This window comes from Paenibacillus hemerocallicola (assembly GCF_006265175.1).
Classification (GTDB): domain Bacteria; phylum Bacillota; class Bacilli; order Paenibacillales; family NBRC-103111; genus Paenibacillus_AB; species Paenibacillus_AB hemerocallicola.
In genome coordinates, this window is record NZ_VDCQ01000048.1 from 46,969 (window position 1) to 67,803 (window position 20,835).

14 protein-coding genes are annotated in these 20,835 nt (G+C 56.5%); all 14 read left to right on the forward strand.

Annotated features, from left to right (window positions below):
* Nucleotides 1-42: 42 nt before the first annotated feature.
* The 14 genes from mutS to pgsA all read left to right on the forward strand — a co-directional run bounded on the left by mutS (nt 43) and on the right by pgsA (nt 20,772).
* On the forward strand, nt 43-2,757 hold the full coding sequence (gene mutS, locus FE784_RS27290) for a DNA mismatch repair protein MutS (RefSeq protein WP_139605417.1): 2,715 nt from the start codon (nt 43-45) through the stop codon (nt 2,755-2,757).
* 13 nt (nt 2,758-2,770) lie between these two features.
* Entirely contained in the window at nt 2,771-4,246 is a 1,476-nt protein-coding gene (locus FE784_RS27295) for a S41 family peptidase (RefSeq protein ID WP_139605418.1), read from the forward strand.
* A complete protein-coding gene (mutL, locus tag FE784_RS27300; RefSeq protein ID WP_139605419.1) occupies nt 4,234-6,330 on the forward strand; it encodes a DNA mismatch repair endonuclease MutL in 2,097 nt (698 codons plus the stop codon). The genes FE784_RS27295 and mutL overlap by 13 nt, the downstream gene beginning before the upstream one ends.
* On the forward strand, nt 6,330-7,103 hold the full coding sequence (locus FE784_RS27305) for a class I SAM-dependent methyltransferase (RefSeq protein WP_139605420.1): 774 nt from the start codon (nt 6,330-6,332) through the stop codon (nt 7,101-7,103). The genes mutL and FE784_RS27305 overlap by 1 nt, the downstream gene beginning before the upstream one ends.
* Complete coding sequence (miaA, locus tag FE784_RS27310; RefSeq protein ID WP_246132206.1) at nt 7,100-8,059, forward strand: tRNA (adenosine(37)-N6)-dimethylallyltransferase MiaA; 960 nt, start codon at nt 7,100-7,102, stop codon at nt 8,057-8,059. The genes FE784_RS27305 and miaA overlap by 4 nt, the downstream gene beginning before the upstream one ends.
* Before the next feature lie 70 nt (nt 8,060-8,129).
* Nucleotides 8,130-8,372, forward strand: coding sequence for an RNA chaperone Hfq (gene hfq / locus FE784_RS27315; RefSeq protein WP_139605422.1), 243 nt, complete (start codon nt 8,130-8,132; stop codon nt 8,370-8,372).
* Between the two features lie 144 nt (nt 8,373-8,516).
* Nucleotides 8,517-11,543 (forward strand): transglycosylase domain-containing protein, encoded by a 3,027-nt coding sequence (locus FE784_RS27320; RefSeq protein WP_176706548.1) that lies wholly within the window; start codon nt 8,517-8,519, stop codon nt 11,541-11,543.
* A gap of 203 nt (nt 11,544-11,746) precedes the next feature.
* Entirely contained in the window at nt 11,747-12,139 is a 393-nt protein-coding gene (locus FE784_RS27325; protein WP_139605423.1) for a hypothetical protein, read from the forward strand.
* 14 nt (nt 12,140-12,153) lie between these two features.
* A complete protein-coding gene (locus tag FE784_RS27330) occupies nt 12,154-13,881 on the forward strand; it encodes an ABC transporter ATP-binding protein (protein ID WP_139605424.1) in 1,728 nt (575 codons plus the stop codon).
* Nucleotides 13,878-15,770 (forward strand): ABC transporter ATP-binding protein, encoded by a 1,893-nt coding sequence (locus FE784_RS27335; RefSeq protein WP_139605425.1) that lies wholly within the window; start codon nt 13,878-13,880, stop codon nt 15,768-15,770. Before FE784_RS27330 ends, FE784_RS27335 begins: the two co-directional genes overlap by 4 nt.
* Nucleotides 15,771-15,906: 136 nt before the next feature.
* Entirely contained in the window at nt 15,907-17,649 is a 1,743-nt protein-coding gene (locus tag FE784_RS27340; RefSeq protein WP_139605426.1) for a sensor histidine kinase, read from the forward strand.
* Between the two features lie 2 nt (nt 17,650-17,651).
* On the forward strand, nt 17,652-19,217 hold the full coding sequence (locus FE784_RS27345) for a response regulator (RefSeq protein ID WP_139605427.1): 1,566 nt from the start codon (nt 17,652-17,654) through the stop codon (nt 19,215-19,217).
* A 231-nt stretch (nt 19,218-19,448) separates the two neighbouring features.
* On the forward strand, nt 19,449-20,213 hold the full coding sequence (locus tag FE784_RS27350; protein ID WP_176706549.1) for a class I SAM-dependent methyltransferase: 765 nt from the start codon (nt 19,449-19,451) through the stop codon (nt 20,211-20,213).
* Entirely contained in the window at nt 20,182-20,772 is a 591-nt protein-coding gene (gene pgsA, locus FE784_RS27355; RefSeq protein ID WP_139605429.1) for a CDP-diacylglycerol--glycerol-3-phosphate 3-phosphatidyltransferase, read from the forward strand. The genes FE784_RS27350 and pgsA overlap by 32 nt, the downstream gene beginning before the upstream one ends.
* The last annotated feature ends 63 nt before the right edge of the window (nt 20,773-20,835 follow it).

Consider the following 20,835-nt stretch of genomic DNA (forward strand, 5'->3'; position numbering starts at 1 on the left):
AGAAACGGTAATCGATGCAGCATACGCGGTTGGGGGATGGACATGAGCAAATATACGCCGATGATCGAGCAATATTTGTCGATCAAAGCGCAGGCGGAGGACGCTTTTTTGTTTTTCCGCCTGGGCGATTTCTATGAAATGTTTTTTGAGGACGCGGTAAAAGCCGCACAGGAGCTCGAAATTACGCTGACCGGGCGGGAGGGCGGCATGGAAGAGCGCATCCCGATGTGCGGCATCCCGTATCATTCGGCTGAATCGTATATCGCCCGGCTGATCGAGAAAGGGTACAAGGTCGCCATTTGCGAGCAGGTAGAAGATCCGGCGGAGGCGAAAGGCGTCGTGCGGCGCGAAATCGTACGGATCGTGACGCCGGGCACCGTAATGGACGGGAAGACGGTCGGAGAGGCGAAAAACAACTTTCTAGTATGCGTTACGTCCGACCAAGAGCGGTACGGCTTGGCCGCTTGCGACTTGTCGACCGGCGAGCTGTTCGTGACGGTGACGGATTCGTCGCTGGAGCAGCTGGTGGACGAAATCAACGTCTATTCGCCCTCCGAGCTGATCGGTCAGCCGGAGCTGCTCGACAAGCTGCAAACGACGATGGCGGGCTGGCTTCCTACGAAGCTGCTGACAGGCTGGGACCGGGAGGACGAACGGCTCCTGGGCTCCCAGTTTCCCGAAGAGGAGCTGCGTCCGGTCACGCCGGTAGGGCGCGAATCGGTAGCGCTGCTGCTCTCCTATTTGAGCGAGACGCAGAAGCGCTCGCTTTCCCACATTACCCGCATCGAGTTCTACGAACGCCAGCAGCATATGACGATGGATCCGTATACGCGGCGAAATCTCGAGCTGACGGAAACGGTGCGGGAAAGGTCGAAGAAGGGCTCGCTGCTATGGCTGCTGGACCGCACGTCTACTTCGATGGGAGGCAGGCTGCTGCGGCGTTGGATCGACAAGCCGCTGACGAATCGGACGGAAATCGAGAAACGGCTGGAAGCGGTAGATTGTTTGTACAACGGGCTCATTACAAGGGAGGAGCTGCGCCAGCAGCTGAAGGAAGTATACGATCTGCAGCGTCTCGTCGGCCGTATTTCCTACGGCAATGCGAACGGCCGCGATCTGATCGCCTTGAAGCTGTCGCTCCGGCAAATCCCGCATGTCAGACATATTTGCACGACGTCGGGCTCGGTTACGCTGAAGGAGCTTGGCGATTCGATGGACGATTGCGCCGATATTTTGCAATGGATCGAGGAGGCGATTATCGACGAGCCGCCTGTTTCCGTGCGGGAAGGCGGACTGATCAAGGCCGGCTATCACGAGCGGCTCGATCAGCTGCGCGAGGCAAGCGCGAACGGCAAGCAATGGATCGCCGAGCTGGAACGTCGGGAGCGGGAGCTGACGGGCATCAAGTCGCTCAAGATCGGCTACAATAAAGTGTTCGGTTATTATATCGAAGTAACCCGCAGCAACCTGGCGAATTTGCCAGAGCAGCGGTATGAGCGGAAGCAGACGCTGGCCAATGCCGAACGTTTCGTGACGCCGGAGCTGAAGGAGAAGGAAGCGCTCATTCTCGAAGCCGAGGAAAAGATGGTCGATATCGAATACGATTTGTTCCTGCAAATCAGGGACAAGCTGGCCTTGCAAGTAAAACGTCTGCAGCAATTGGCCGAGACGATCGCCGCCGCCGACGTGCTGCAGTCGTTCGCGACGGTCGGCGCGGCTTACCGGTACCGCCGTCCGTCGATCACGGAGCAGTACGAGATGAGTATTGCGGAAGGGCGCCATCCCGTAGTCGAGGCGATTCTCAAGGACAGCTCGTTTATCGCGAACGACACCCTTATGGCCAATGAGGACGGGCGGGTTCTGCTTATCACCGGTCCGAACATGGCGGGGAAGAGCACCTATATGCGGCAAGTCGCGATGATTTGCATCATGGCGCAAATCGGATGCTTCGTGCCTGCGGATGCGGCGGCCGTTCCGATTATCGACCGCATATTTACGCGGATCGGCGCCGCGGACGATCTGGTCGGGGGCCAAAGCACGTTCATGGTCGAGATGATGGATATTCAGACGATGACGGCGAAGGCTACCTCGCGCAGTCTGGTCATTATCGACGAGCTGGGGCGGGGGACGTCGACCGGCGAAGGGATGGCTATCGCGCAGGCGGTCATCGAATTTTTGCATGACCGGATCGGCTGCAAAACGCTCGTATCCACCCATTTCCACGAGCTTGCGCACCTGGAGGAGACGTTGGGCGGGCTGCGGAATCACTGCATGGCCGTGAAGGAAAGCGGCCAGGACGTTACGTTTTTGCGCAAAATGATCCGGGGCGCAGCCAGCACGAGCTACGGGATTTATTGCGCCCGTATCGCCGGCTTGCCCGACTCGATCATCGACCGGGCCTATGATCTGCTCAATCGGTTCGAGACGATATCGTCCGTCATGCAGGTTGCGGGGGAAGCCGCGGCGGGCAAGGAGGAGGTCGGGCAGCTGCCGGCGCCAGGCCACGTATCGACGCTGCCGGAAGCTCCGTCCCGGCCCGAAATGGTCAGGGAGTCCGCTCCGATCGTTCAGCTCAGCTTATTCGGCGACGGGGAAGGGCATAGCAAGCCCGCTTCCAAGCAAAGATCGAAAGCCGACCTGGCTGCGGACAAGCTGGTCGAGCAGCTGCAGGCAGCCGATTTGATCAATATGACGCCGCTGCAGGCGATGAACTTTTTGTACGAGCTGAAAACAAAAGTGGCCGCGGAAATGAAATAAGGAGGACTCATCGATGAAACGTATTGTTTTCGCCGGCTTGTTCCGAAGAATAAAAGCGATCTCCGCCACATTGGCGCTGCTCGGACTGTTGTCGGTTCCGGCGGGTTACGCCTTCTCGGCGCCGGCCGAGACGCCCGAGCAGGTTAAGGAAGTGCAAGAAATACTAAACAGGGTGCATATCGGCGGAGCACCCAAGTCGCCATCCGACTCGGATACGATCGACGACATGATCAAATCGCTGGACGATCCGTATACGGATTACTTCGACGAAGAGGAATGGACGAGCTTTCAAAATTCGTTGGACTTGAACTACGCGGGCATTGGGATGAGGCTCGGCCAGGACGAGAACGGCTTTATCGCCGTGGAGGTATTCCGAGGCTCTCCGGCCGAGGCGGCGGGCTTGCAGCGCGGGGACTACATCGTCGCGATCGGGGACAAGACTACCGCGGACATGAAGATCGAGCAGGTGACCGGACTTATTCGCGGTGCCGAGGACACGGAAATCGCGATCAAGGTCAAGCGGGGAGATACGGAGATCGATGTGCTGCCTCGGCGCGGACAAATTCATTTGCCTGTCGTGAGCGGGGGGATGATGGAAAGCGGAATCGGCTATATCAGTATCGACAGCTTCTCCGACGATGCGGACGAAAGGTTCGCGGCGATTTTGAATGTGTTGAAAACCGGCGGCGCCAAAGGTCTTGTAGTCGATTTGCGGGACAATCCCGGCGGCATTCTGGAGACGGCCCAGCATATAGCCGAGCAGTTTATTCCGGAAGGCATTCTCATTCATACGCGAGACAAGAACGGGTCCGACAGGCCGGTGTTGATCCAGAACGGTCGTACCGTGACTTTCCCGGTCGTCCTTCTGGTCAATGAAAACAGCGCCAGCGCTTCCGAAGTGTTGACCGCCGCGCTGCAGGACTATGCCAAGGCGATCGCGGTAGGCGCGAAAACGTACGGCAAAGGCAGCGTACAGGCTTTGTACGAGCTTAATTCCGGAGGCGTGCTGAAGGTTACGGTCGAGGAATATTTGTCGCCCAACAAACGCGAGGTGAACAAAGTGGGACTTATGCCCGATGTCCCGACGGAAGGCACCGTGCCGCAGCTGTTGATCGGCCTGCACAAGGCGGGAGCGGAGCAAATCCGCGTAGAGATGGAACGCCACTTGTACCGGGTGAACGGCTTCGAGTTTTACGATGCGGCCACTCCCGTGCTGTCCGTGGACGGCGCTCTGTATATGCCTGCGCGCGTGCTGGCCGCAGCGGTAGGCGTGCAGCTGGAATGGAACGACAGCGTACAAGGCGTCGTAATCGGCAAGGATTCCTCGGCGGCGACCTTCGACTCCGCATCAGGCTTCCTCATCGAGGGCGGCACCGGATTTATCGAGCTGAGCCGCTTCAAGGAACGTTTTCCGCAGACGGAATGGACCTCCGAGCCGGGGAAAACGGTATTGACGGTGAAAGGAACAGGAACGGCATGGGGAAAATAAAAGTGCTCGATGAGCATGTGGCGAACCAGATCGCCGCAGGCGAAGTGATCGAACGCCCTTCGTCCGTCGTGAAGGAGCTGGTGGAAAACTCGCTCGACGCCGGCAGCACGAAAATCGACGTGACGGTGGAAGAGGGCGGGTTGCAGCTGATCCGCGTATCCGACAACGGCTCCGGCATCGAGACGGAGGACTGCGAGGTCGCCTTCTTCCGTCATGCGACGAGCAAAATCGGCAGCGGCAAAGATTTGTTCCAAATCCGTACGCTCGGCTTCCGCGGGGAAGCTCTTCCGAGCATCGCGGCCGTAGCCAAAGTCGACTGCGTATCCTCGCCGTCGACTGACGGTCTCGGCCGCCGGCTCGTCATCGAAGGCGGTTCGGTAAAGTCGTTTACGGAGACGGCCTCCTCGCGCGGGACGGACATGACGGTCAAGGAGCTTTTCTACAACACCCCCGCACGCTTGAAATATATGAAGACGATCCAGACCGAGCTCGGCCATATATCCGACTATATATACCGGCTGGCGATGGCTCATCCGAACGTGGCCTTCAGCCTGAAGCACAACGGCAACGCTTTGCTGCAAACGCTCGGCAACGGAGACCTGGTCCAGGTGATCGCCGCCGTCTACGGGACGGCGGTCGCCAAGACGATGCTTCCGGTACGCGCGGAGAACGCCGATTATTCGTTGTCCGGCTTCATCTCCCGCCCGGATATGACCCGCTCCAACCGTCAGGCGCTTACGATGGTCATGAACGGGAGAACGATCCGCAATTACGCGGTATCGAACGCGATTTTAAATGCTTATCATACACTGCTGCCGATTAACCGGTACCCGGTAGTCGCGCTGCATGTCGGCATGGACCCGGCGCTTGTCGATGTCAATGTCCACCCGGCGAAGCTGGAAGTACGATTCAGCAAGGAGCTGGAGTTGGTCCGCTTCGTCGAGGAGGAGCTGCGCGGCGTCCTGCGCGGAGAGGTGCTCATCCCGCAGGTGGGGAAACCGACGCCGAAGTCGGCGGTCGTGCAGGAGCGGATGGAGCTGTACCGGACAGCGGCGCCGGAGCCTGCCGATTTGGATGATACATACCGCAATGCGCCGCTGCCCGAACCTCCGGCAGCCGGTGAGCCGGAGCAGCCTTCTGCTGCGGACCCATCGGCGCCAAACGCGATTACGGATTCTTCGACTGTTCGTGCAGAAACAGACGGAAACGTCATTTCGGAAATCGCCGCAACGGCAAATCCGTACATAAACGAGTCGAAACCGGATTCGAAGCCATCGTCATCGCAAGCCGCAAATGGGGAGCCGGATCGGCGCTCGGACGCTGCGGTACGGTCCGAATCGAACGCCTTGCCGTCTTATCGCAACGCTTCCTCCTCGCAGTCGCCATCCCGGACATCGGGATCATACGCCGGTCAATCGGAGCCGAAGGGCGGAATGCCGTTCGACCGGATCGCGGGTATGGACCGGAATCCGGACCGGTCGGAGAAACCGGCGGCGCCGAAATTTCCGCAGCTCGATCCGATCGGGCAAATGCACGGTACTTATATCGTGGCGCAGAGCGAGGACGGACTGTTCCTGATCGACCAGCATGCGGCGCACGAACGGATCAATTACGAGCATTATTACAAGAAATTCGGCCGCCCGGCGGAAGCGAGCCAACAGCTGCTCGTGCCGATTACGCTGGAATTCACTTCGGCCGAAGCGGAGACGCTGCGCGGCAAGCTGCAGCTGCTCGAGCAGGTCGGCGTCGATCTGGAGCCGTTCGGAGGCGGGGCGTTTCTCGTTCGCGGACTGCCGCACTGGTTTCCGGCCGGAGAAGAAAAGGCGCTCGTGGAGGAAATGACCGACTGGCTGCTGTCCGAGAAGAAATCGATCGATTTGACGAAGCTGCGGGAGAAAGCGGCGATTATGTGCTCCTGCAAAGCTTCGATCAAGGCGAACCAGCATTTGAGCAAGGCGGAGATCGAGTCGCTGCTCGACCGGCTGGCCGCCTGTCGCAATCCGTATACGTGTCCGCACGGCAGACCGATCGTAGTCAGCTTCTCGACGTACGAGCTGGAAAAAATGTTCAAGCGGGTGATGTGATGCTGGTGACGACCTCTTATTCCCCATCGCGCGAAGCGGAGGAGAAGGCCAAACGGTTTGCCGAGGAGCTGAACGTCCGCTATGTGTCGCGCGGGACGGCATCCGTGCGCAGACTCGGGGAGCGGTATCGCGACAAGCGCTTCCTGCTCGTCACGGAGCGGGAGCTGCACTATTACGGGGGCGGAGAAACGCCGCTGTTTTTCCACCCTTCGCTTTCCCTCGTCCGGGTGAAGCGTCTCCTGAACGGCGAACCGGACGGTTTGATCGAAATATCCGGCGCAGTGCCGGGAGACGTCGTGCTGGATTGCACCGCAGGCTTGGGCTCGGACTCGATCGTATTTTCCTATGCGGTCGGAGAGACGGGAGAAGTTACCGCGATGGAAAGCGAGGCGGCGCTCTACACGATCGTGCGGGAAGGTCTGCAGGCGTACGAGACGCACTTGGAGACGTTCAATGCCGCTATGCGCCGCGTACGGATGAAGCTTGGCCCTCATATGGACGAACTGCGAGCGCGAGCGGACAAAAGCGTCGACATCGTCTACTTCGATCCGATGTTCCGCGACCCCGTAGAGGAATCGAGCGCGATCGGGCCGCTGCGGCAAGTGGCGAACCACGCTCCGTTATCCGTGGAAGCGATTCGTGAAGCCGTCCGCGTCGCCCGCAAATGCGTCGTCCTCAAGGAGCACCGGGACAGCGGAGAATTCGAGCGGCTGGGCTTCGGCCAGCCTGCGCGCACACGAACGAAAATCGCATATGGAGTGATACATCCTTGACCGCAACGGAAACAAAGCCGCGTCTTCTCGTTCTGGTAGGACCGACGGCGGTAGGCAAAACGAAGCTGAGCCTGGAGACGGCCGTTCGATTCGGCTGCGAAGTGATCTCGGGGGATTCGATGCAAGTTTACCGGGGCATGGATATCGGTACGGCGAAGGCAACCCCGCAAGAACAGGCGATCGTGCCGCACCATATGATCGACATTCACGATCCGGATTACCCTTTCTCGGCAGCCGAGTTTCAGGAAAGGGCGGGTGTCCTGATCCGGGACATACAAGGTCGCGGCAAGCTGCCTTTTATAGTCGGCGGTACCGGATTGTACATCGAGTCGGTATGCTACGGTTTTCAATTCGGGGAAGGCGGTTCTGACGAGACGTACCGGCGGGAGCTGAACGATTTCGCCGACCGCCATGGCGAAGAAGCGATGCATGACTTGCTGAAAGAGATCGATCCCGCTTCGGCGGAGCGCATCCATGCGAATGACCGGAGACGGACGATCCGCGCGCTCGAAGTGTTCAAGGCGACGGGAATGACGATGTCCGAGCATTTGGCGGGACAAAAAAAGGAGTCCCCTTACGAACTCTGTATGGTCGGATTGACGATGGACCGCGAGCTTTTATATAAACGTATCGAAGCGCGGATCGATCTGATGCTCGAAGAAGGTCTTGTCCGTGAAGTGGAAGGGCTTCTCGAACGCGGATTTTCGACCGATCTCGTATCGATGCAAGGACTCGGCTACAAGGAGATTGCCGGCTTCCTGAAGGGAGATTACGATCTCCCGTTCGCCGTCGAGCTGTTGAAACGGAATACGAGGCGGTTCGCCAAGCGTCAGCTTTCGTGGTTCCGGCGCATGAAGGATATCCGTTGGATCGACGTTACGGAACCAAATTTTTCTGCGCATTTGCAAACATTTCATGATATACTAGCAGGAAAGTTTCCCCCTGATCCAGAATAATAATGGGGAGTAAATGGATGACAATTCCGGCAAATGGCCGTGGAAATCACTATATTAGGGGGTACATTTGATGAACAAGTCGATCAACATTCAGGACACCTTTTTGAACCAGCTGCGCAAGGAAAGCATTGCGGTTACCGTCTATTTGACCAACGGTTTCCAAATCCGCGGCTACATTAAAGCGTTCGACAACTTCACGATTATTATCGACAGCGACGGCCGCCAGCAAATGGTGTACAAGCATGCGATCTCCACCTTTACGCCGCAGCGTCCGGTATCGCTTATGCCGCAGGAGCCGGCCAACGAATCTTGATCCGTTTTAACGTTTCCGCCAGGGATAGGAACGGCGGATGAAACTTTTTGGCCCCCGGCAACGTTTAATACGTAGAAAGAAAGAAGCGGAGCAACCCATCAGGGTTGTTCTTTTGCTTCAATCGGGTTAGGAGGGAGTCGGAAGATGAGCGCATCAAGAAACTCCAACGCCAATCAACCGAAGCAGCAAACGAAGCAACAGCCAAAGAAGAAAAAGAAGAAACGAATCAGCGCGCGCAAGCTGATCCTGTGGTTGCTCCTGACATGCGCGCTCGGCTTGTTCTGCGCCATGGCGGGCTACATGTTCATTATGCTGAACGGGGAGAAGCGGTTCCGGGAAAATATCGACAAGCTGGATATGCCGGAGGCGGCGGTCGTTTACGATGTGAACGGGAAAGAAGTTACCACGCTGGCCCGGGAAAACCGGGAGCTCGTCACGACGCAGGAAATACCGGCCCGGCTCAGTCAAGCGTTTATCGCGACCGAGGACAAACGGTTCAACGAGCACGGCGGCATCGACTTCTGGTCGATCGGACGTGCCTTGGTGAAAGATGTCGTAAACCGCAGCGCGGTGGAGGGCGGCAGTACGATTACGCAGCAGCTGGCCAAAAACTTGTTCCTGAACGCCGACAAAACGGTGTTCCGCAAAGCGACGGAAGCTTCCATCGCGCTGGCGCTGGAAAACAATTTGAGCAAGGATAAAATATTGGAGCTGTACTTGAACCGCATTTATTTCGGCAATCGGGCGTACGGCGTCAAAGCGGCCGCCAAGAAATATTTCGGCAAATCGGATCTCGCCTCGCTCGAACTGTGGGAAGTCGCCACATTGGCGGCGATCCCGAAAGCGCCGGCCCATTATAATCCAATCGATCATCCGGATCGTTCCAAAGAACGGCGGGGCGTCGTTCTGATGCTCATGCGCGACCAAGGCTACATCTCCGAGGCGGAGCGGGCTCAAGCCGCCGAGGTGGAGTATGCTTATACCCCGCCGACCGGCAATAACGATTACGCGACCTTTATCGATTACATGTTGAATGAAGCGGTCGAGAAATCGGGCAAAACCGAAGACGAGCTGCTGCGAGGCGGCTACAGCATCTACACGACGATGGATCCGGTCGCCCAGAAAGCGATCGAGACGTCATACGCCAACGACAAGCTGTTTCAGAAGGACGGGCCGAAGCAGAAAATGCAGAGCTCGATGGTCATCTTGGATCATAGAACCGGCGGGATCGTCGGGATGATCGGAGGCAGAGGCTACAAGACGAAAGACTTGAACAGGGCCGTCCGGCCGCGGGCTCCCGGTTCGTCGTTCAAGCCGATCGCGGCGTATGCTCCGGCCATGGAGCAGGACTTCAAGAAATGGAACCCGTATACGATGCTGAAGGACGAGAAGATGTCGTTCGGCTCGTATTCCCCGAACAACTGGGATAACGTCTATCTCGGACAGATCAGCATGACGCAGGCTTTGCAAAAGTCGGCTAACGTAGCCAGCGTGTGGCTGCTGAACGAGATCGGGATTCAGAAGGGATTGGACTTCTCCAAGAAGCTCGGAATCGAGCTCGATAAAGATAAGGACAGAAATTTGGCCATCGCTTTGGGCGGCTTGACCAACGGCGTAACTCCGCTGCAAATGGCTACGGCGTACGGAGCTTTCGCCAACAACGGGCAAATGCACGAGAGCCATTCCGTCGTCAAGATCGTCGACGCGGATAACGAAGAAGTATACGCGTTCAAGGCCGAGAAGCCGAAGCAAGTAATGAGCGCGAGAACGGCATGGTATATGACGGTCATGCTGAAAAACGCCGTCGATAACGGCACGGGCGCAAGCGCGAAAATGAACTTTCCGGTCGCCGGCAAAACGGGTACGACGCAGCTCGATTTGAAAGGACTTGAGAAGTTCAACCGCGACGTCTGGTTCGCCGGCTATACGCCGGAATGGACGGCGGCGATCTGGATGGGCTTCGATACGACCGATACGCAGCACTATGTCTCTAGCGGCAGCGCCGGGCCCGCGATCTTGTTCAAGGACGTCATGACGAAGGCGCTAGCGGGGCATAAGGTCACGCAGTTCCAAAAGCCGAAGGACGTTCAGGAATTGAGCGAGCCGCCGAAGTCGGTGACGGATTTGGCCGCAGTCTATGTTCCGGAGAAAGGAACCGTCCGGTTGACCTGGTCGCCGATCAAAGGCGACAATATCGTCTATAGGGTGTTCCGCAAAGGCTCGAAGGACAAAGACTTCATCGAGCTGCCGCGTACGACGAACCCGACAGCCGACGATTTATCCGCTCCGGCCGGAGATAAATACGACTATTATGTGGTGCCGTACAATTCGGCAACGGATGCCGATGCGGAGAAGTCGAATACGGTGTCCGTCGAAATACCGGCTGCGGGCGGGCCGACGGATCCGTTAAAGCCGGGCAATGGCAATGGCAACGGAAATAATAACGGGAACGGAAATAATAACGGCAACAACGGAAACGGCCAAGGCGGTCAAGGACAAACGAATCCGGGGAATGGCAACGGAAATTCCAGCAACGGAAACGGAACGACGAAGCCTGGTTCGGGAACGGGCGGGAATGGTTCTGGCGGCACCGGTACGGGAACGGGAAGCGGAACGGGTAGCACTGGAAGTGGAACAGGAACCGGTAATGGAACGGGCAGCACTGGTAGCGGAACGGGCACGGGAAGCGGAACGGGCAGCACGGGAAGCGGAACGGGCACGGGAAGCGGAACGGGCACAGGAAGCGGAACCGGCAACACGGGAAGCGGAACGGGCACAGGAAGCGGAACCGGCAACACGGGAAGCGGAACGGGCACAGGAAGCGGAACGGGCAACACGGGAAGCGGAACGGGTACCGGAAGTGGAACGGGCAACACGGGAAGCGGAACGGGCGCGGGAAGCGGAACGGGAACGGGAAGCGGAACAGGCAGCACTGGGGGCGGAACGGGAACCGGGCACGGAACGGGTACCGGAAGTGGAACGGGCAACACGGGAAGCGGAACGGGAACGGGAAGCGGAACAGGCAGCACTGGGAGCGGAACGGGAACCGGGAGCGGAACAGGCAGTACAGGGACAGGAACGGGAATAGGCGGAACGGGGACCGGAACTGGTTCAGGTTCTGGAAGCGACACTTCACAGCGTAACGTACCCGGATCCCCGGTTACCCGCTGAACGGTTAATAACGGATAATCTCGCAAAAAAGAATCGGTCGCCCGACCGATTCTTTTTTGTGGTTGAGCGATTATAGTAGTCGATATAGTGTTTATAGAAACATGAAGGGAGTTGAAATTATATATCTTTACGCATATGTTATTTACATATCTAATTAGATATGTAATATTGATTTTATAAATATGCGCATTGGGGTGACGGTCGTGGGCAGACTGAAAAAATATGCAAAAAAATCGAAGGAAGAGTACCATCAGTATCCGTGGAAGGTGGATTACGAGCTGTTCGCCTTATTCGGCAAATATTGCGAGAGCTTGAATTTATCCGTAAACGAAGCCTTGTCCCTGCTCGTGAGCGACGAGATCGAATCGTACAGGGAACAGCTGTCGGAGGAAGAGCGGACGGGCATATTGGATGAATTCCGGATGAAGAAAGGAATGTTCCTCCGAGAAGGATTGCCTCCCGGCTGCATGCATCCGGCAATGACGCCGGAAGAAGCGCATCAGCGTGAAGCGGCTCCCGGGCCGCAAGACGGAAAAACGCGTCGCGGAGGGCCGAGGGGCGTGCGGCCGCATCGCCCGATTCCCGACAACGAATAGGAGAGTGAAACGTTGTGATCAGATTATTCCGATTCTTGAAGCCATACCGGTATTGGGTAGTGGCGATAGTGGCGCTCATGTTTCTGCAGTCGATCGCCCAACTGTATTTGCCTACCTTAATGGCTGATATCGTCGACATCGGGGTTATGCACGGCGATACCGCCTACATAATCACGATGGGCGTAGTCATGCTTCTTGTCGCGGCGATAGGAACGTTGTGCAATGTGACGGCAGGGTTCTTATCCTCGAAAACGGCCGCCGGCTTCGGCAAAATCGTCCGCGGCAACGTGTTCAGCCATGTGGAACGGTTTTCGCTGCAGGAATTCGATAAATTCGGTACCGCATCGATGATTACGCGCACGACGAACGATATTACGCAAGTTCAGCAAGTGCTGTTCATGCTGATGCGCATGTTTTTGAGCGCGCCGCTCATGATCGTCGGCGGTATCGTCATGGCCGTCTCCAAGGACGCCAAACTATCGCTCGTACTCGTAGCGGTAATTCCGCTGCTTACAGGCGTTATTGTCTTCGTCGCGTCCAAAGGCATTCCGCTGTTTCGTTCGATGCAAACGAAGCTGGACCGGCTCAACCTCGTATTGCGGGAAAACTTGACGGGAATCCGCGTCATCCGCGCGTTCAACCGGACCGATCGCGAACGGAACCGCTTCGGAGAAGCCAATGAAGACTTGACCCGGACGGCGATCAAAGTAACGCGCATCATGTCCGTCATTTTTCCGATCATGCTGCTGCTGCTTAACTTGTCTTTAGTGGCGATTATGTGGTTCGGCAGCATCCGTATCGATCTCGGCTTTATGCAGGTCGGGGACTTGATCGCCTTCACCCAGTACGCCTCGCAAATTTTGTTCTCGCTGACTATGGTGTCGATGATGTTTATGATGATTCCGCGGGCTTCCGCTTCGGCCGTACGGATTAATGAGGTGCTGAACACTTCGCCTTCGATCGCCGATCCGGCTGCCGTGAAGAAAAGCGCGCCGTCGAAAGGAAGCGTGGAGTTCCAGAACGTTACGTTCAGCTATCCGGGCGCAGAGCAGCCTGCCGTACGCAACGTGTCGTTTACCGCCGAAACGGGCGAGATCACGGCGATTATAGGGGGTACGGGCTCCGGGAAATCGACGCTCGTGAATTTGCTTCTGCGTTTCTATGACGTGGATGGAGGCAGCATCCGAATCGATGGTGCGGACGTCCGTGAATTGAGTCAGGAGAGCTTGCGAGGAATGGTCGGATATGTTCCCCAGAAAGCGTCGCTGTTCTCCGGAACCGTTGCGGACAATATCCGTTTCGGCAACGAAGCCGCTACCCGGGAACAAATCGAGCATGCCGCCGTGGTGGCGCAAGCCGCGGAGTTCATCTCCGAGTTGAAGGAAGGCTACGATTCGCACGTGTCCCAAGGCGGAACGAATTTCTCGGGGGGACAAAAACAACGGCTTTCCATTGCACGGGCGCTAGTTCGGAATCCGGCAATTTATGTGTTCGACGACAGCTTCTCCGCGCTCGACTTCAAAACCGACGCCAAGCTTCGGGATGCGCTGCAGGCCGAGACGTCCGATGCGACTATGCTGATCGTGGCCCAGCGCGTCAGTACGATCATGAATGCGGATCGGATCGTCGTTCTCGATGACGGGGAGGTCGCCGGGATCGGGACTCACCGCGAGCTGCTCGATTCGTGCGAGGTATATCGGGAAATCGTCATGTCTCAGCTGTCGGAGGAGGAGATCGCATGAGCGGACATCAAAAAGGCCAGGAGCCGAAAGGACAGGGCAGCCGGCCGGGCTTCGGCTTCGGACCGGGGGGCGGCATGATGGGCATGCCCGGACAGAAGGCGAAAGACGCCAAAGGCGCGATGCGTCGGCTGCTCGGCTATCTCAAGCAGCGTCAGGGGCAATTGTTTATCGTATTTATCGCGGCGGTGCTGAGTACCGTGTTCGGGATCGTCAGCCCGAAAATTATGGGCCAAGTGACGACACGGCTGTTCGAAGGCGCGATGGCGAAGCTTAACGGAGTATCCGGAGCGGCTATCGATTTTGACTATATCGGATACATCCTGCTATTGTTGATCGGATTATATGCGCTCAGCGCTTTGTTCACGTTCGTTCAGCAGTTTATCGTGGCGGGGGTCGCCCAGAAGGTCGTGTATGCGCTTCGCAAGGACGTGCAGGAAAAACTGAACCGCCTGCCGCTCAAATATTTCGATTCCCGCTCGAACGGGGAAATATTGAGCCGGGCGACAAACGATGTCGACAATATCGGCAATACGCTGCAGCAAGTGCTGTCGCAGTTTATATCATCGATCGTGCTGTTGGTCGGCATTGTTGTCATGATGCTCACGATCAGTCCTCTGCTAACGCTTATCACGATCATAACGCTGCCGCTCAGCGTGCTGGTAACGAAGAAGGTCGCGACCCGCTCGCAAAAATATTTCGCCGCCCAGCAGAAAACGCTCGGCGAATTGAACGGCCACGTCGAGGAAATGTACGGCGGGCATACGATCGTCAAAGCTTTCGGTCATGAGAGAAAGTCGGTCGAATCGTTTAATGCCATTAATGAAAAGCTGTACGATTCCGGCTGGAGGGCGCAATTCGTGTCCGGTATCATTATGCCGCTCATGATGTTCGTCGGAAATATCGGCTATGTGCTCGTCTGTGTCGTCGGCGGCATATTCGTAACGAGGCAGGCGATCACGATCGGCGACGTTCAGGCGTTTATCCAATATTCGCAGCAGTTTACGATGCCGATTACGCAGGTGGCGAACATCGCGAACTTGATTCAATCGGCGCTCGCTTCCGCCGAACGCGTCTTCGAGCTGCTCGACGAAGCAGAAGAAGTGCCGGAAACGGCCAAACCCGTTGCGATCGCTTCCCCTCGGGGCAATGTCGAGTTCCGGGAAGTATCGTTCGGCTACAAAGAGGACGCTCCTCTAATGGAAGGAATGTCGATCGCCATACGCCCCGGGCAAACCGTCGCCATCGTCGGCCCTACCGGCGCCGGCAAAACGACGATGGTTAACCTGCTGATGCGGTTTTACGAAATCGACGGAGGCTCCATTTCGATTGACGGAGCAGACATCCGGGAGCTGAAAAGGAGCAGGCTGCGGGAGCTGTTCGGCATGGTGCTCCAGGACACATGGCTGTTCAATGGCACGATTCGCGACAATATCGCGTACGGACGCGACGGAGCGACCGAAGAGGAGGTCGTGCAGGCAGCCAAAGCGGCATATGCGGACCATTTCATCCGCACGCTCCCGGACGGATATGACACCGTACTGAACGAGGAAGCATCCAATTTGTCCCAAGGCCAAAAGCAGCTGCTGACGATCGCCCGGGCGATTCTCGCGGATCCGGCCATTCTCATTCTCGACGAAGCGACCAGCAGCGTCGATACCCGGACCGAAGTGCATATTCAGCAGGCGATGCAAGCGCTGATGAAAGACCGCACGAGCTTCGTCATTGCCCACCGGCTGTCGACGATACGCGATGCCGACTTGATTTTGGTCATGAATCACGGCCGCGTGATCGAACAAGGCAATCACGAGCAGCTTATCGCTTTGAACGGTTTTTATACCGATTTGTACAACAGCCAGTTTACCGGAGGCAAACGGAAAGAAATCGTATAACCTTGCAAAGTCCGAGCGATCGGGCTTTTTTCTTTTGCCGGCCGCATGTTTTCCGTTCCGGGTCGGAGAAGGTAGGAATCCGGCCGTCTTTGTCGAATTAATGGGGAATGCGAGTACTTACGAATAGTGGTGACCTATGAATCGATTGTACGATTGGATCGGCTCGCAGCCCTTCAGAAGTTTTCAGCTCCGGTTGTTTTTGTACTTGTTCCTGATCGGCTCGATTCCCGTGTTCGTGGCGCTCACGTTTTTTTATCTCCATTCCTCCGAACGATCGGAGAGCGAGTGGCGGGGGCTGGTCGCGAAGAAGCACGATCAGGTGCAGCGGCGACTCGAACGGGAAATGCGCGAGCTCGAATATATGTACAGCGTTTGGCTGCAAAATGATGCGGTCGGGCAGCTGATGAGGGCAAGCCGGGACGGCCGCGACATGGGCGAGTCGGCCCGGATGGCCATAGATTCGATCAGCGCGACGGCCGCCTTTCAGCTGGAATACCGCAGAAACGTATCCGATCTTTGTTTCACCTTCGACAGAAGCGGCTCGTTCTGCGTCGTCGGGAATCCGTACGACTATGAATCCCGCACCGCCCGAGTCCCCGCCAACCGCAACGACTTCTTCGTTCAGGAGGAAGGGAGAAACACGGTCAGCTGGGTCGGTCCGATCTACGACCCGGTCAACCTCGTCATCGTCGGTTATATGAAGATCATCGTGGACATGTCCCGCGTGCTCGACGACGTCCGTCACGATCAATTGCTGTCCGACCTCGTGCTGTGGGATCCGGCTACCGATTCGGTGCTGTTCGAGAGCGGCCGGCGCGATCCGGCGACGAGCCGCAGCCCGGTGTCCTTTTTGTCGGAGAAAAATGCGTTTCTGCGCAGCGAGAACGGCGTGTTCTTGTCGCAGCGCCCCGTGGCCATTCCCGGCCAATCATGGATGTCGTATGTGGAAGTGCCGAATACGGACATCCGCTCCTTGCAAATGACGCTGCGCAATACGGTACTTGTTTTTTTCGCCATCCTGCTCGCGGTGTCCGTGATCAGCTCGCTTGTGTTTTCCAAGCTGTTTTCCCGTCCGCTCCATCTGCTGCGGCAATTGATGAAGCGGGCCGAATCAGGCGATTTGAAGGCGTATTGGACATACGGGAGCATACGCGAAATCGACGAGCTCGGCAACTCCTACAACCAGATGCTCAACCGTCTCGAGGAAACGATCAAGCAGGTGAAGCAGGAAGAGTCGCTGAAGAAGGAAGCGGAAATCGAGGCGCTGCAATATCAGCTGAATCCGCATTTTTTGTACAATACGCTAAATACAATTAAATGGGTGGCCAAAATTCACAAAACACCGCAAATTTCCGATGCGGTCAGCGCTCTCGTAAGGCTGCTGCAGGCGAGCCTCGGCAAAAAGGGCGATTTCATCTCCTTGAAGGAGGAAGTCGGTCTCATCCAGGACTATATGGCCATTCAGTCGTTCCGGTACGGCGATAACGTCGCGATCCGATATGACATCGACCCGCTCGCCTCGGTTTGCCTGGTGCCGAAGATGGTGCTTCAGCCGCTTGTGGAAAACGCACTCATCCATGGTCTCGAGAACAGTGTCAAGAATGGGGAAATCTCGATCCATGCGCGGCTAGACCGGGATATGCTGGTGTGCGAGGTGCAGGACAACGGAAAGGGCATGGCCGATCCGGAAGCGGTTATGGGCATGCAGCCGCGCGGGCACAGCGCCAAAGAACGGATGAGCGGCATCGGTCTCAGCAATATCCGCGAGAAAATCAAGCTGTACTATGGCCCGGACTATAAAATGCATGTGATCAGCAAGCCGAATCAAGGGACAACGGTCCGGTTGTCGCTGCCCATCCATCGAAATGAGGAGTCTTGAGCATGAACGTATTAATCGTCGATGACGAGCCGATTATCCGCATCGGCTTGAAATCTCTCGTGAATTGGGAGGAGAACGGTTTCCGGCTTGTCGGCGAAGCATCGGACGGCACGGAAGCGCTGGAGCACATTCGACGCGAGCCGGTCGATATCGTCATCACCGATATTCGCATGCCGAAAATGGACGGTCTGGCGCTTATGCGCGAGGTGAAATCGGTCAAGGACGACATCGGGCTGCTCGTGCTCAGTTGTCTGGACGACTTTGCTTATGTCAAGGAAGCGATGAAGCTGGGGGCTCACGACTATATATTAAAGCCGACAATGGAGCCCGACGAGCTGTTGGCGATTCTTCATACGGTCCGAACGAAGCTGGACGAGGAACGGCAAACGAAACGGGTGCTCGCCGAATGGCGGGAGCAAATTCAACAATCGAGCGCGTTCCGGATCGCCGATTGGCTGCGTCAAAATATGCAGACGGGAACGGGTCAGGAGCGGCTCGAGGCAGAGCTGTTCCCGCCGGGCTGCGGTGCGTTCAGCATCTGGATCGAAGGGGAGCCGGAGGCGCTGCCGCCCGTCGACGAATGGGATATCCCCCACAGCCGGGCGGCTGTCAAGTGGAGCGACCGGGTGTGGATCGTATTGTGCGGCTACGAGCGCGGGTTATCCGAGAAAGACAGATACGATCGGATGTTCGGTTGTGCCCAAAGCTTATTCGCACGGATGAAAGAGACGATGGCGCCGGAGGACGACTGGTTCGTTTGTCTCGGACCGGTAATTCCGAAGCTGCAAGATTTCGGCCACGCGTTGACCTTCCACAAGCGCCAGCTGCACGGGCGGTTCTACGGAACGCCTGAGCGTTTCGTCGTCGGCGAACCGGAGACGGCCGAGGATGGGCCTCTGCCGACCGGGGAGAGGAACGACTTTTTGCGCGCCGTTTCGAACGGCAACCGCGAGGCGGCTTTTTACTGGATCGACTTGTTGACCGAGTCGGTGAAGCTCCATAAGCCGAATGTCGGCAAGCTGCGCACATTTTTGTCCGAAATGCTTGGTCTGGCGTTCGAATTCGCCAGGCAGCACAGCGCTGCTCCTCCGGCCGAGGAGGAGGTGCTCGCTTCTTCATTGGACCGACTTCGTGCCATTCCTCATATCGATCCGCTCTGTTTGTTCGTAAAGGAGACGGCGAGGCGCCTGTGGTCGAAGCCTCTCGAGGACGGAATGTCCAAAGAGCCCAGCAACCCGTTTATCAAAAAAGCGGTCCGCTTCATGCGCGAGCAGTACAGCCGCAATATCGGAACGGTCGATATAGCCGACCATGTCAAGCTGAGCCGCAGCTATTTGAGCGATTTGTTCAGCAAAGAAATGGGAGAATCGCTTATCGAGACGCTGACCCGGATCCGCATCGAGGAAGCGAAGCGGAAGCTGCGCAACGGCGAGATGAAAGTATACGAAATTGCCGAAGCGGTAGGCTTCTCCGATCCGAAATCGTTCGCCAAAACGTTCAAGCGGCTTGTCGGCTGTACGCCGAAGGAATTCGAGTCGCGCGATGAGGATAGTTCGGGCAGCAGGTAGAGCAGGAAGGAGCCGAGCAGGGAAACGATGAAAATAGCGATTAATACGGATGTGCATGGAAATTACCCTGCTCTGCAGGCTCCAGTTCGACAAATCGACGCTGCCGGGGACATCGGAAAAATATACTGCTAGGGCGGTATGATTGCACCGGTCCGGGTACGAATGAAGTGCTGAATATGCTTCGCAAATGGCTTGAAACCCGCATGACTTATGGAGGTGACGAGACATCCGATGAAAAAATATTACGAGGACGAACACGAAACGGCGTACCGGACGATGCGGGAGAAAGGGATTATGGCTTGGGACCAATATTACGATCCCGGACGGTATGATTTCGATCGATTTATGATGCGGCCTTTCCTGGAGCGGGCATTGTCGCTCGTTTCCTTCGATAACCCCAATCCTTCGGCGTTGGAGTACGGCTGCGGAACGGGAGCGGCATCCTGCTTTTTGGCGAATAGAGGATTCCGCGCGGTAGGCTTGGACCTTTCCCCGATAGCTATCGAGCTTGCCCAAGCTTTTGCCAAAGAAAGAGAGCTGGCCATCGACTATAAGGTTCAAGATATGACAGAGAGCCTGACAAATGGAAAGCAATACGATCTAATCGTTGATAATTATTGCTTGCAGAGCATCGTAACCGACGAGGATCGTGAGGCTCTATTCGCCAATGTAAGGGCAAGGCTGAAGAACACCGGCTATTATATCATCGCAACAGCCGTGTACCATGACGGACGAGACTATGAAGGTTCCTTATATGATGCAACTACAGGGATCTTATATGACAAGTTTGACCGCGATCCCGCCGATTACGTCGATGTTGTCGAACGGGAGGGCTATTTATGGATTCCAAATAGAAGACATTTGACTCCGGACGCTCTCCTCGCGGAGCTGCGACGGGCCGGATTCCAAGTCGTTTTTCAGGAAGAAGGAAATGTAATTTGCCGAGTGCCGGAAGGAGTGGCCCATGAATCTGGCCAACAAAATAACGATAGCTAGAATCGCTTTGGTGCCGCTGCTCATTTTATTTTTGCAGCCTTTTCCGGAATGGCTGGTGCAGCGGTACGGAGTCTTCGGATTTATTGACCGATACGGGGTTTACTTGGCGACGCTAATCTTCATAACGGCGGCCGCTACCGATAAACTGGACGGTTATGTAGCCAGAACGTACAACCAGATTACGAACCTCGGCAAGCTGCTGGATCCGCTGGCCGACAAGCTGCTGATCGCGACGGCATTGATTATGCTCGTCCAAACGGATAGCGTGCAATCGTGGGTCGCTGTCGTCATTATCGGAAGAGAGGCGGTCATTACGGCAATCCGGGTAATGGCTGCGTCGAAGGGCGTAGTGCTGGCTGCCGACCGTTACGGGAAATGGAAGCTTGTCCTGCAAGTCGCCGCCATCTCCGGGGTGCTGGTACAGCAATTTCCTATTATGAGCATGAATTTGCTGCCGATCGGTTCAGCGTTAATGGTCGCCGCCGTACTATTGACGGTGTATTCCGGTGTTCGCTATATGTTTAGAAACTATAAGCTTTTACAACTGAGCGATGCATAAACTTGTGCAGTCGTTACGCCAATGAGAGTAGTCGATCTTTGCCACTAGACAATCGATGCTTAA